This window comes from Providencia sp. R33 (assembly GCF_019343475.1).
GTDB lineage: Bacteria > Pseudomonadota > Gammaproteobacteria > Enterobacterales > Enterobacteriaceae > Providencia.
The window spans coordinates 3,507,541-3,520,891 of record NZ_CP072453.1; the positions used below are offsets into that span (position 1 = coordinate 3,507,541).

General features: G+C 41.4%; 9 protein-coding genes and 1 rRNA gene. 3 read left to right on the forward strand and 7 right to left on the reverse strand.

Annotated elements, in window-relative coordinates:
* Positions 1-8: 8 nt before the first annotated feature.
* From J6836_RS16535 to btuB, 3 genes are all read right to left on the reverse strand, one after another.
* A 16S ribosomal RNA gene (locus J6836_RS16535) occupies positions 9-1,549 on the reverse strand.
* A 433-nt stretch (positions 1,550-1,982) separates the two neighbouring features.
* Positions 1,983-2,846, reverse strand: a complete 864-nt coding sequence (gene murI, locus J6836_RS16540) for a glutamate racemase (protein ID WP_219245011.1) — start codon at positions 2,844-2,846, stop codon at positions 1,983-1,985.
* Positions 2,791-4,716: a TonB-dependent vitamin B12 receptor BtuB gene (btuB, locus tag J6836_RS16545; protein WP_219245012.1), complete on the reverse strand. Its 1,926-nt coding sequence runs from the start codon at positions 4,714-4,716 to the stop codon at positions 2,791-2,793. Before btuB ends, murI begins: the two co-directional genes overlap by 56 nt.
* A gap of 468 nt (positions 4,717-5,184) precedes the next feature.
* Between btuB and trmA the strand changes: the two genes are divergently transcribed.
* Positions 5,185-6,282, forward strand: a complete 1,098-nt coding sequence (gene trmA / locus J6836_RS16550) for a tRNA (uridine(54)-C5)-methyltransferase TrmA (RefSeq protein WP_219245013.1) — start codon at positions 5,185-5,187, stop codon at positions 6,280-6,282.
* A gap of 77 nt (positions 6,283-6,359) precedes the next feature.
* On the opposite strand, the gene J6836_RS16555 is transcribed toward trmA, so the two are convergent.
* Together J6836_RS16555 and fabR are read right to left on the reverse strand one after the other, a co-directional pair.
* Positions 6,360-6,749 carry a YijD family membrane protein gene (locus J6836_RS16555; RefSeq protein WP_219245014.1) on the reverse strand — a complete coding sequence of 130 codons (390 nt, stop codon included), beginning with the start codon at positions 6,747-6,749 and terminating at the stop codon, positions 6,360-6,362.
* A gap of 12 nt (positions 6,750-6,761) precedes the next feature.
* Positions 6,762-7,418 carry an HTH-type transcriptional repressor FabR gene (gene fabR, locus J6836_RS16560; RefSeq protein ID WP_219245015.1) on the reverse strand — a complete coding sequence of 219 codons (657 nt, stop codon included), beginning with the start codon at positions 7,416-7,418 and terminating at the stop codon, positions 6,762-6,764.
* A gap of 421 nt (positions 7,419-7,839) precedes the next feature.
* Between fabR and sthA the strand changes: the two genes are divergently transcribed.
* The gene (gene sthA, locus J6836_RS16565; RefSeq protein ID WP_219245016.1) at positions 7,840-9,237 is read left to right on the forward strand and encodes a Si-specific NAD(P)(+) transhydrogenase; all 1,398 of its coding nucleotides are present in this window, start codon (positions 7,840-7,842) and stop codon (positions 9,235-9,237) included.
* A 77-nt stretch (positions 9,238-9,314) separates the two neighbouring features.
* Here the strand turns inward: sthA and oxyR are convergent, their stop codons facing one another.
* Positions 9,315-10,220, reverse strand: a complete 906-nt coding sequence (oxyR, locus tag J6836_RS16570; RefSeq protein WP_219245017.1) for a DNA-binding transcriptional regulator OxyR — start codon at positions 10,218-10,220, stop codon at positions 9,315-9,317.
* A gap of 1,265 nt (positions 10,221-11,485) precedes the next feature.
* Between oxyR and J6836_RS16575 the strand changes: the two genes are divergently transcribed.
* Complete coding sequence (locus J6836_RS16575) at positions 11,486-11,833, forward strand: hypothetical protein (RefSeq protein ID WP_219245018.1); 348 nt, start codon at positions 11,486-11,488, stop codon at positions 11,831-11,833.
* 65 nt (positions 11,834-11,898) lie between these two features.
* Here the strand turns inward: J6836_RS16575 and argH are convergent, their stop codons facing one another.
* Positions 11,899-13,275, reverse strand: coding sequence for an argininosuccinate lyase (argH, locus tag J6836_RS16580; protein WP_219245019.1), 1,377 nt, complete (start codon positions 13,273-13,275; stop codon positions 11,899-11,901).
* Between the last annotated feature and the right edge of the window lie 76 nt (positions 13,276-13,351).

Here is a 13,351-nt window from a genome sequence, read left to right on the forward strand (position 1 = left end):
TTCAATGGTAAGGAGGTGATCCAACCGCAGGTTCCCCTACGGTTACCTTGTTACGACTTCACCCCAGTCATGAATCACAAAGTGGTAAGCGCCCTCCCGAAGGTTAAGCTACCTACTTCTTTTGCAACCCACTCCCATGGTGTGACGGGCGGTGTGTACAAGGCCCGGGAACGTATTCACCGTAGCATTCTGATCTACGATTACTAGCGATTCCGACTTCATGGAGTCGAGTTGCAGACTCCAATCCGGACTACGACGTACTTTATGAGTTCCGCTTGCTCTCGCGAGGTCGCTTCTCTTTGTATACGCCATTGTAGCACGTGTGTAGCCCTACTCGTAAGGGCCATGATGACTTGACGTCATCCCCACCTTCCTCCGGTTTATCACCGGCAGTCTCCTTTGAGTTCCCACCATCACGTGCTGGCAACAAAGGATAAGGGTTGCGCTCGTTGCGGGACTTAACCCAACATTTCACAACACGAGCTGACGACAGCCATGCAGCACCTGTCTCAGAGTTCCCGAAGGCACTAAAGCATCTCTGCTAAATTCTCTGGATGTCAAGAGTAGGTAAGGTTCTTCGCGTTGCATCGAATTAAACCACATGCTCCACCGCTTGTGCGGGCCCCCGTCAATTCATTTGAGTTTTAACCTTGCGGCCGTACTCCCCAGGCGGTCGATTTAACGCGTTAGCTCCGAAAGCCACTCCTCAAGGGAACAACCTTCAAATCGACATCGTTTACAGCGTGGACTACCAGGGTATCTAATCCTGTTTGCTCCCCACGCTTTCGCACCTGAGCGTCAGTCTTTGTCCAGGGGGCCGCCTTCGCCACCGGTATTCCTCCACATCTCTACGCATTTCACCGCTACACATGGAATTCTACCCCCCTCTACAAGACTCTAGCTAACCAGTTTTAGATGCCATTCCCAGGTTAAGCCCGGGGATTTCACATCTAACTTAATTAACCGCCTGCGTGCGCTTTACGCCCAGTAATTCCGATTAACGCTTGCACCCTCCGTATTACCGCGGCTGCTGGCACGGAGTTAGCCGGTGCTTCTTCTGTCGGTAACGTCAATCGTTGATGATATTAGCATCAACGCCTTCCTCCCGACTGAAAGTACTTTACAACCCTAGGGCCTTCTTCATACACGCGGCATGGCTGCATCAGGCTTGCGCCCATTGTGCAATATTCCCCACTGCTGCCTCCCGTAGGAGTCTGGGCCGTGTCTCAGTCCCAGTGTGGCTGATCATCCTCTCAGACCAGCTAGGGATCGTCGCCTAGGTGAGCCATTACCTCACCTACTAGCTAATCCCATATGGGTTCATCCGATAGCGCAAGGACCGAAGTTCCCCTGCTTTGCTCCTGAGAGATTATGCGGTATTAGCCACCGTTTCCAGTAGTTATCCCCCTCTATCGGGCAGATCCCCATACATTACTCACCCGTCCGCCGCTCGTCAGCGAGAAGCAAGCTTCCCCTGTTACCGCTCGACTTGCATGTGTTAGGCCTGCCGCCAGCGTTCAATCTGAGCCATGATCAAACTCTTCAATTAAAAAGCTTGATGCTCAAAGAATGTTTACTGTCGTATGTCTTCTTGCGAAAACATATTACCTATTAGTTCATATATATGAATTAACGTGTTAGTCACTCTTCAAGACTTAAAATCAAATATTTTTTTTGATAGTGTCCTGTGAGTGCCCACACAGATTGTCTGATAAATTGTTAAAGAGCGTTGCGACTTAATCTTTCGATTTTCGACTTCAAGGTCGTTGTCGCGAGGTGACGTATAATACGTTTTCCTCATGGAGAGTCAAGCGATTTTTTGCTTTTTCTTTTCAGAATCTCTCGCTGCCGTTTCAGTGTTCATCGCGCTTTGCGTTGTCTTGTTCCCGGTCAGTGGATGCGCATTATAGGGAGTCAGAAAAATCTGGCAACCCCTTTTTTGCATTTTTTTTTCGTTCGCTCAGCTTTTCAACGAATTTAAGTTAAAGTGCTAGTTTTTCCAGCGAAATGAACCCTTCTGCCTCGAGAACTGGCCTTAAACTTTGCACGGCTTCGTTAATGACGAGGCAGTAAGCAAAGTCTTCTTCACTAGAACTGTGGATTTCAGCCTGATTATTTATTAACCAAACAGCTCTTCTGGCTATGGCAGAACCTGAATCTATAAACCTTGTACCATCTGGCAGGACTTTTTCCAGCTCTTCTATTAATAGAGGGAAATGGGTGCAACCTAAAATAACGGTATCCGGTGGTTCTGGCATTCGGATCCACGGCCTCACCGTTTGAGCGACTTCATCTAACGGTAAAGTTTCCCCATGTAACTTCCTTTCTGCTAATTGGACTAATTCAGCAGAGCCCAGCGAAATCACTTTGCAGTCCGTAGCAAAACGGTCAATTAACTCTTTGGTGTATTCACGATTCACAGTGCCTTTCGTCGCTAATAACCCGACCACACCATTACGCGTGAGTTTAGTTGCTGGCTTAATTGCCGGAACTACGCCGACAACAGGGAAAGTAAAGTGCGCCCTGAGATTAGGCAAACTGACGGTACTTGCAGTATTGCAAGCAATGATCGCAATGGTTAAAGGATGCTTTGCAGCTATCGCATTAACGATTTGATAGACCCTATCAATAATGAACTCTTCGCTTTTTTCACCATAAGGAAAAGCCTCGTTATCGAATGCATATATATAGTGCGCATTTGGGATCAGTTTTTTGACTTCGCGATAGACAGATAACCCGCCCACTCCTGAGTCAAATACAAGAATGGTCGGGCGAACAGATAGGTTGTTATCAGAAGTTGTAGCTTCCGGTAAGGAAATATTCTCTTCCAGCGGTGCGATAACCATACGCGGTCTCATAGTCTTTATCGAACATATTAGCTATTTTACCACGAATTGTGAGATGTGAAGTGATTGGATATGCAGCGGTGAGATCCCAAAGGCTAACGCCGCCTACTTTAATACGCTGTGAGGGTGCATTATCATAGAAGGCGGTATCATAGCGAGAACCTATATACTGGTATGTTAACCCCATATCTACTGAATAGATTGGCCAATCTAGTTGATATTTCACTTGCTGTTTAGCCCTACGAGCAAGAACTTTATCAGTGTCTTTATTTCTTGGATCTACATATTGATATGTTAGCTGATGCTGAAATATCCCTGTGTCCAATTCACCAACCCATTCAAGACCTTTTATTTCAGCCTTACCTATATTTTCGTATGTGCTAACTGGAAAGCCTTGTTTATAGTCAATTAAGTTATCGATATCATTATGGTATGCATTCAACTGCCAAAATAATGGCCCTGTCGTTCCTTCAACACCAACTTCCCACTGCTTACTTTCTTCTGGCTTTAAGTTTGGATTTCCTTTTGTTGTTCCCCAGCTAGATGATGAGTATGCATACAATTGACTCAAATTAGGTGCTTTATAGGCTGTTGCATAGGAGCCAATTAGCTTATATCCATCATAAAACTCCCAACTTAGCCCTGATTGCCACGTTGTGTGCCAGTTAAACTCTGAATTATGATCAGAACGAATAGCCGCCTCAGCTGTAACCGAATTTAAAAGTGCGTACTGTCCTGTAAAATAAAGCCCTGTATTATTCAATGTTTGCTTTTCACTTATCATTGTATAACTACTTGGTTCTACACTTTGGCGTTGATAATCAACTCCAGCACTGACAGTGCCTTTATCTAATTTATAGCTATTACCCCATTGAAGATTATATTGTTTGGATTCATCTAAGTTAGAAAATAGGCCATACTGACCATGTCTAGGGTCATAGTTATAATCTTTCGCGTGGCTATAACTTCCTAACAAAGATGCAGAATATGCATCATAGTGATAATTAACGCCTGTTTCATACGTACGGCTAGATAGCTTTCTTGTATCAACTAAATTACTAACCTTAGTCGCCTTATTTTCACTATAAATGCCATCATAATTAGTTCTATTATCATAACCATAGGCTCTTGCATACGCAGAAATATCTGTGGTGAACTGATGCTCAACACCTAGCCACAAAGTTTTATTTTGAAAACCATCTTTGTCTGGCTGAGGATATCCATTCGGGTAATTTCCCGTATTACCCCTCGCTTCCACATCAAACCCTTTGGTATAGGTATAAGCTCCCGCGGCGGTTACCGTAGTATTTTCACCAATTTTTTGTTGAGTTGAGCCGTTATAGTTTTGATAGCCATGCGAACCAATACCTGCATTTAATGTTGTGCCATCGTTATCACGACGAGTAATAATATTCACTACACCACCAATGGCATCAGAACCATAAACAGCTGAACGCGCGCCACGGATGTATTCGATACGTTGAACTAATGAGATTGGAATTTGGCTCATATCTGATGAACCCGAAATACCTGCTTGATTTAAACGGACACCATCAATTAATACCAGCACATGACGAGACTCCGTTCCTCTAATATAGAGAGAACTCAATTGCCCCATTCCACCACTTTGAGAGACATCCACACCCGGTAAACGCTGTAGCACATCAATCACGGTATTTGACTGCCAATGATCAATATCTTCACGGGTGACCACCGTCACAGGCGCTAATATAGAAGAAATCGGTTGTTCGAAACGATTGGCGGATACGACAACTTCGTCAGCCTTATTATTTGCACTTGCCAGAGAAGAAATACTGCATAACACTGCCACAGCAGCGGCCGATAATGGCAGCAACTTGTTATTATTCATTATGATTACACTCGGAAAATCAATAAAATTAAAATTCCGCGAAGTTGAATAAAAGGTTCGCGCTGATATTCAACAAAGCGATAAGACGTGTGGCAGGTATCGGACTTATAAGTTCTAAAGCGTTATTTCTATAATAAAAGAAACAGAAAAGAAGCTTGTATATATCCTAAATAATTCAAGTTACATGTAGGCGGCAAGCGAAGATATCCCTAGGAGCATACTGAAGTATGTGACTAGGGTAGCTAAGCGCAGCCAACACCCATATAGCTTGAAGAATGACGGATAACCCCTTAATTACCGTTGCGCGTCAGTCTTGGATTTCAACCAAGTTCCCATAACCACAGCCTATTATCCTAAGTGGAATGGCATTTAGTGTCTATGGATGCATAATGAAAACTGGACATCTTCGCCGCATTCCCTACAATTTCGCCCCTGATACGAATTTTTTACTGTTTTATGGGGCCAAGTATGCCAAACACGTTGCACACCAAAGACTACGAACTGCAACTCGCAGAGAAAACTGACCGTTTAAAGGCTATGATGGCCCCGTTTAACGCACCTGAACCTGAAATTTTTTCATCTCCAGCGTCACATTACCGGATGCGCGCAGAATTTCGAGTTTGGCATGATAATGATGATTTGTTTCATATCATGTTTGATAAAGAGACCAAAGAACGCATTCGTGTTGACCAATTCCCTGTTGCGAGCCAATTAATTAATGACATGATGGCGGCATTGCTGCCTCTCATTAAGCAAAGTGAATTGCTGCGCCATAAGTTATTTCAAATCGACTATTTATCGACACTGAGCAATAAGCTGATTGTTTCACTGCTTTACCATAAAAAACTCGGTGAAGAATGGACTACCGAGGCAAAAACGTTAAAAGCGGCATTGGTGGAAAAAGGCTTTGATTTGCAGTTAATCGGCCGCGCGTCAAAAACCAAAATCATGCTTGATAATGATTATGTGGATGAAGTGCTGCCTGTAAATGGCAAGAATATGGTTTATCGCCAAGTCGAAAATAGCTTCACGCAGCCTAATGCGCAGGTCAATATTAAAATGTTGGAATGGGCGATTGCGGCGACACAAAATTCAACGGGCGATTTATTAGAGCTATATTGTGGAAATGGGAACTTTTCATTGGCATTAGCGCAAAACTTTGAACGTGTATTAGCCACTGAAATCGCCAAACCTTCCGTTGCCGCGGCACAATATAATATAGAAACAAACAACATTAATAATGTGCAGATTATCCGAATGTCCGCTGAAGATTTTACCCAAGCAATGCAAGGGGCTCGCGAATTTAGACGTTTGGAAGGCATTACACTAACGGATTACCAATGCAATACCATTTTTGTTGACCCACCACGCAGTGGTTTAGATGATAAAACTGTCGAGCTCGTCCAAGGGTATGACCATATTTTGTATATTTCTTGTAACCCAGAAACCCTTTGCGATAACTTAGTTGAGCTGACAAAAACCCATAAAATTGAGAAGTTAGCCTTGTTCGACCAATTCCCCTATACCCATCATATGGAAAGTGGTGTTTTATTAACGCGCCGCTAATTTTTCAATGTATTTCTTATCAATACAATAACGCCGCAATATCATGCGGCGTTTTAGTCTAAATGCACTATTTGAACTTAGTTTTCAGCTTCTTGCTCAAGGGCTAGTTCCGCTTTTTCTTTTTTACGTGCTTTCCAGCTTGCGTACATCCATAACGCTAAAATCACGATAAATGTCGCTGGAATAAAGTTAGAACCAATTTCAGGGTTTTGAACGCGCAAAATCGCGGCATAACCAAAAATCCCAATAAAGAAGTTACCCGCAACAAATTTAGGTAGCCCCATCGGCATCGCTTGGTGCAAATAGCGTTGGTGTAAACAATACGCAGCCAATACTAAGGTCAAAATTGGGAAAAATGAAAAGTCGACTAACGAGTTAAACAGTGTTGAAAAGGTTCCATGGGTTGCAAGGCCAATCACAAAGGCTAGCAATAATGTGCTTCTTTCATAGCTTTTTTGATCCGTCATTGATTCTCCTTATTATTTAGTAAGGTCTGGGTCAGATTGATTTTGTTTTTCCTGTTCACGGCGGTACCAATAGTAGGCGCCTTTAGCAATCATTCTTAACTGTAATACCAGCCGCTCTTCAAGATGTCTGCGTTTTTCTTCGTCAATATCAAGCGCTTCAGCGCCTGCACTAAAAACTATCGTTACCATCGCTTCTGCTTGCATCTCAGTAAAATGGCGAGGCATCCGACTTTCAAGTTCAAGATAATCAGCCAGCTCTGCAATAAAATGTTGAATTTCCCTTGCAACGGCAGCACGAAACTCAGCTGATGTGCCTGAACGCTCACGCAATAATAACCTAAAGGCATTGGGGTTATTACCAATAAACTCCATAAAAGTTGAGACTGATGTACGGATCACACTCCCGCCCTTTGCGATGCGTTGCCTCGCTTGTCGCATAAGTTGACGTAACATCAAACCACTTTCGTCGACCATGGTGAGGCCGAGTTCATCAACGTCTTTGAAATGACGATAAAATGACGTTGGTGCAATGCCAGCTTCTCGAGCAACTTCGCGCAAGCTTAAGCTTGTGAAACTCCGTTCAGCGCTCAATTGGCTAAATGCGGCCTCGACGAGTGAACGTCGAGTTTTTTCTTTTTGTTTTGCTCTAACGCCAATAGTGTTACTCACAGTGATCCTAATTTCTATGTCATTAAACATTAATGAACGCATTGAAGGTTAATAATAAGCACGAGCTCACCTTCTAGCATACCTGAAATTTCTTAATCTGGTTTAGAGAAAAGTCGACTCTTACTGCAAATTAGTCATTTTCAGAATTTCACATATTACCAACACTGCTTTCTTATATAGACACTTTCTCACTTTCCCTCCTACCCTACCTGAACCTTAAAAAATAGATTCACCAAAAATGCACTCCACTTTTGTCTTTTTTCAAAAGCGAATTTTTCTAGAATTTCAGGCTGAAACTAGGCAGTAAAAGAAACTCACAATGTCTTAATGAGAAAAACAAATAGGAAAAGGGAAATTAGGCGAAATAACCAACTAATGATAACATCTTGTTGTCATTTTGTTTTAGAGCAGGTCTTACCTCATGCAACTTACCCATTTTGATGCAATAGTTATTGGTTCTGGTCCTGGTGGCGAAGGCGCCGCAATGGGACTGGTGAAACAAGGAAAAAACGTTGCTGTTATAGAACGTTATAATAATGTCGGCGGAGGCTGTACCCACTGGGGAACCATTCCCTCAAAAGCCCTCCGTCATGCTGTTAGCCGTATTATCGAATTCAATCAAAACCCGCTTTATAGTGATAACTCCCGTAGCTTAAGATCCTCTTTCTCAGAAATTCTACAACATGCAGAAACGGTCATTAGTCAACAAACACGCATGCGCCAAGGGTTTTATGAGCGAAATGGTTGCCAAATGTTTTCGGGTGAAGCCACTTTCATTGATGATCAGCATGTTAGCGTGCGTTACGCCGATGGAAGCTGCGATGTTTTAAGCGCAGATAAAATTGTCATCGCTACAGGTTCACGGCCTTATTGCCCTTCAGATGTTGATTTCAACCATTCGCGCATTTATAACAGCGATACCATCCTCAACCTTAGCCATGAACCTCGCCATGTCATTATTTATGGTGCGGGCGTAATTGGCTGTGAATATGCCTCAATCTTTCGCGGATTAGGGGTAAAAGTTGACTTAATCAACACACGTGATCACTTATTAGCCTTCCTTGACCAAGAAATGTCTGACGCATTGTCTTACCATTTCTGGAATAGTGGCGTTGTCATTCGCCATAATGAAGAGTATGAAAAAATCGAAGGCGTTGATGATGGTGTTATTGTTCACCTGAAATCAGGCAAGAAAGTGAAAGCAGACTGCTTATTGTATGCCAACGGAAGAACAGGTAACACTGACGGCTTAGGCCTTGCAAATGTTGGTATTGACGCAGACGGTCGTGGCCTTGTTAAGGTGAATAAAGCATACCGCACAACGAATGAACATATCTACGCTGTTGGGGATGTGATTGGTTACCCAAGCCTCGCTTCTGCGGCTTATGACCAAGGCCGAATTGCTGCACGTGCAATCGGTGGTAGTCTTGGCGATGCGCATTTAGTGGAAGATATTCCAACGGGTATTTACACCATTCCAGAGATCAGTTCTGTAGGTAAAACAGAACAAGAGCTTACCGCAATGAAAGTGCCGTATGAAGTGGGCCGTGCTCAGTTCAAGCATTTAGCACGCGCACAAATTGCAGGAATGAATGTGGGCAGTTTGAAAATCTTATTCCATCGAGATACGTTACAAATATTAGGTATTCACTGTTTCGGTGAAAGGGCGGCAGAAATTATTCATATCGGCCAAGCTATCATGGAACAAAAAGGTGAAGGCAATACCATTGAATATTTTGTCAACACGACGTTCAATTACCCAACGATGGCAGAAGCTTTTCGTGTCGCAGCATTAAATGGTTTAAATAGACTGTTTTAATGATGCGTGTTGATGGTTGCCTATTTACTGGCAACCATCATTTCATTTTACTGAAAAACTATTTTTACGATTTTTTCCTAAACCTTATTCTTATAATATTGGTTCATCGAGTTATAAATAGTTTCAGCTAATTGCTCATAGCGACCACGTAAAGGTGAGCCAGGACGATAAACAAGAACAATTGTTCGCTTCGGTTCAGGCTCTATGCAGTTTAAATAGCACACACCATCACGACACGCTTCATTTGGCACAGCTAAATCAGGCAACAGTGTAATTCCACTTCCTGCTGCAACCATATTTCTTAATGTCTCTAAACTTGTCGCTCTAAAATGTGTGTCTTCTTTTGCGCCCGCTTGGAAACAGAACCCCATCGCTTGGTCACGTAAGCAATGGCCATCTTCTAGCATGAGTAATTTTTCACCTGATAGCTCGCCCATTTCAATGGTGTCTCGATCATGCCATGGGTGGCTTTCGTAAATAGCCAGTTTCATTGGTTCTTCAAACAAAGGCACAACAATAAACGGTGCAGTTTCTTTTACATCTGCCAAAATTGCACAATCTAATTTGCCGCTATCCAATTGTGCTAATAGCTGCTGCGTTTGCGCTTCATGTAAATAGATTTCTAACTTTGGATGAGCTTGGTGCAATTGTGGAATGATATGAGGTAATAAATAAGGGGCGACGGTCGGTATTAAGCCTATATGTAATGGGCCAGACATACTTTCCCCTTGCAGAGCAGCCATTTCTTGCAGTACTTTTATTTCCCGCAAAATAGTTCGAGCCTGCTCAACAAGCAATAGTCCTTGCTGGGTAAAAAGAACTTTACGACTCGTTCTTTCTAATAACATAACACCGAGTTCTTCTTCTAATTTACGAATTTGACCACTCAGTGTTGGTTGGCTGACATGACAAGAATCCGCGGCGCGTCTAAAGTGTTTATGTTCGGCGAGTGCAACAAGGTACTCTAAATCTCGAATATTCATATTCTTTTCCTTTCGTGAATTCTTTGTCAAACCAAAGATAGATAATACCAATCACTATAGCGATATTGTTCTGTTATATCTATTAATATATTCTAAAATTGGACTTATAATCCTATTTATGCATAAATTAACCTCATTTTTGAAATTATTTGTAACATTCAGAAACAAATAATATCATCCAAGCGGCTAATTCTTTATTACAATATCACCACAAGTTCAAATCGATGTTAAATATCACTTATCAAACTTAACTTAAAATTGAGTACTATTTGTTATCTTAATAATACGAAAAAAATCTATTATTTTAATTTAAAACAAAAGAGAGTTAGTACGCCAACACAAGTGAAGAAAACGCCCTCTGAAAAACATTACACATGCATCAGGTTAATGTAATAGGAAGCATTTAACCCATGGCGCTCCGACGCAATCTACAACGCATTGTGGCTAAAAATGAATAGTAACAAAAATGCGCAATAGAAAGTGGCACTAAACGGTGGTGTTATACGTTTTCTTTTTGTGCAAGAAAAAAATAACGATATGAGACGCTTACAACATAACTTAACGCCATATTGAAATACTTGTACTAATCACCCAGTGATTTTCCCCCAGTTACACTGAAAACTAAACAGCATTTCTCGTTAAAAGATTAGAAATATCGTTTAGAAGCCTAATTACTGAAACATCTTGTTATATTCTTTTTCATTTATTATTAGACTTTGTAAGTTTGTATTTAAAAGTTAATTTAAAATCTCAATACAGCTTTATCAGTTTATATATCACCTCTACTGAGTAAATTTAGTCACACATAAACAAACAGAATATTCATCCAATTAATTACCTAACAAGGCTAAATACAAGATTATTTGGATGCATATAGGTAAATTTACAGACAATATAAAGAAAGACGATAACGTTAAGTTATCATAACAGAGCGTAATATAGCACTTATCTTTATTATATTTTCACACATTTGATTTTTTATATTTACACCTTTTGAGAGTTTTTTATTTTATAATTACTCCCATAGCAAGGAATGAGAATTTATTAATTTATCGAACAGAATAACTTTATATTAAGAATTAATATCAATTTAATAAATAAATCAGAGGGTCACCATAGCATTTGAAAATTTAAATAAGCTCAAAAAGAGAACGTTAAATCATTATTAATTACACACAAAGTATATAATTAATAAATAAGATAACCTTTTAAACAAACAAATATAACCAACTGATTTCAAAAGAATTCAGTGGCGGGAGATTATTATGAAAAAGTTACTAACTAAGAAAGTATTTAATCATTCATTAACTGCATTATTATTAATTTCAGCATCAAGTGCGTTTAATGTTTATGCAGCACAGGATCAAGCATCTGGCGCAGTTCATTTTTCTGGCGCCATTGTTCATCCTACATGTACCAATAACGTCACAGAAGCAAACGTAGAATTATCCTGTTTTGATGATAAAACCAATGTAACTACTTCAAATATAGACTTAAAGAATATCCATAGTGTTAAAGGGTGGAATGTGATTAATGATGGAAGAAATGAATTGTCATACAACTGGGTTAACAAAGAAGAGCAATTAGGTATGCTAACGATTAAATATATCTAACCAGAAATGCCTGTGGGAATTGGGGTAGCCATGCTACCCCCCATTTTTCGTCCACAGATTACCGCTTAGAAACCTAACCGTATTTTTGCTTCCTCAATGGCACTCGCCACCTGCATCTGAGACACTCCTCCTTTTGCTAATCGCTTATCTAAACATGATTGCAGCGAGAGAATTTCATACACATCCAACTGAATAGTATCACTGAATTTTTGCAGATCGCTTAACGCCATCTCTTCTAGTGCTTTACCTTGCGCTATTGCGGCAACAACCGCTTCACCCACAATATGATGCGCTTCACGGAATGGAACACCTTTGGCCACTAAATAATCCGCCAGCTCGGTTGCATTTGCATAGCCTTGTTTTGCGGCTTCTTCACAACGTGGTCGACGAATTTGAATACCATCAAGAACTAACACGGCCATATGCATGCAATCTAACCATGTATCCAACGCATCAAATAGGCCTTCTTTGTCCTCTTGCATATCTTTATTATAAGCAAGCGGTAACCCTTTTAAGGTCATCATCATACCCGTTAATGCGCCTTGAACTCGCCCGCATTTACCGCGGATCAGTTCTAATGCATCGGGGTTTTTCTTTTGAGGCATTAAGGAAGAACCTGACGTTACTTTGTCAGATAACTCAACGAAACCTGCTTCACCGCTATTGAAGAAAATTAAATCTTCCGCAAAGCGCGATAAATGTACCATACCAATGCTGGCATCCGATAAGAGCTCAAGAACATGGTCTCTATCAGAAACGGTATCTAAACTGTTGCGAGTTGCAGAGGCAAAACCAAGCCAAGAAGCGAGCTGTTCACGGTCAATATCATATGCCGTACCGGCTAATGCCCCACAACCCAACGGGCTGACATCCAAACGTTTTAGCGTATCTTTTAAACGGCTTTCATCACGCGCTAGCATTTCACTGTATGCCAAACACCAATGAGCAAACGTTACTGGTTGAGCACGTTGTAAATGGGTATAGCCTGGCATCACTGCATCTTGGTTATTTTCTGCGGTAACCACTAACGCTTTTTGTAGCTCAGTGACCGCTTCCAGCAATAACGCAACTTGGTCTTTACACCACAATTTTAAGTCTGTTGCCACTTGGTCATTACGGCTACGGCCTGTGTGCAGTTTTTTACCCAAATCACCAACTTTATCAATCAGTTTGCCTTCAACCCAACTGTGAATATCTTCCGCATCGCTTTGCAAAATAATTTCAGGGTTATCTTGCACTTCTTTTAACAGTACATTTAGTGCCTGTTCTAAAGATTGTTGTTCGCTATCTGTCAACACACCTACCGTGACCAATGATTTTGACCATGCGACTGAACCGATAATATCTTGTTGCGCCAAGCGATAATCGAAACGCAATGAATCATTAAACTGTTTAAACCGCTGATCTGCCTGCTGACTAAAACGTCCACCCCAAAGTGCCATAACGGATCCCTACCTGATTGATAAAATAAGTTTTAACACCCGACAGCGACATGGCTGTCGGGTTACTGCGGTTAAC

Bases quoted from the DNA above. Each gene is read 5' to 3' on its own strand.
- murI (WP_219245011.1), bottom strand. From the start codon at position 2,846: ATGGTTATCGCACCGCTGGAAGAGAATATTTCCTTACCGGAAGCTACA.
- btuB (WP_219245012.1), bottom strand. From the start codon at position 4,716: ATGAATAATAACAAGTTGCTGCCATTATCGGCCGCTGCTGTGGCAGTG.
- trmA (WP_219245013.1), top strand. From the start codon at position 5,185: ATGCCAAACACGTTGCACACCAAAGACTACGAACTGCAACTCGCAGAG.
- J6836_RS16555 (WP_219245014.1), bottom strand. From the start codon at position 6,749: ATGACGGATCAAAAAAGCTATGAAAGAAGCACATTATTGCTAGCCTTT.
- sthA (WP_219245016.1), top strand. From the start codon at position 7,840: ATGCAACTTACCCATTTTGATGCAATAGTTATTGGTTCTGGTCCTGGT.
- oxyR (WP_219245017.1), bottom strand. From the start codon at position 10,220: ATGAATATTCGAGATTTAGAGTACCTTGTTGCACTCGCCGAACATAAA.
- J6836_RS16575 (WP_219245018.1), top strand. From the start codon at position 11,486: ATGAAAAAGTTACTAACTAAGAAAGTATTTAATCATTCATTAACTGCA.
- argH (WP_219245019.1), bottom strand. From the start codon at position 13,275: ATGGCACTTTGGGGTGGACGTTTTAGTCAGCAGGCAGATCAGCGGTTT.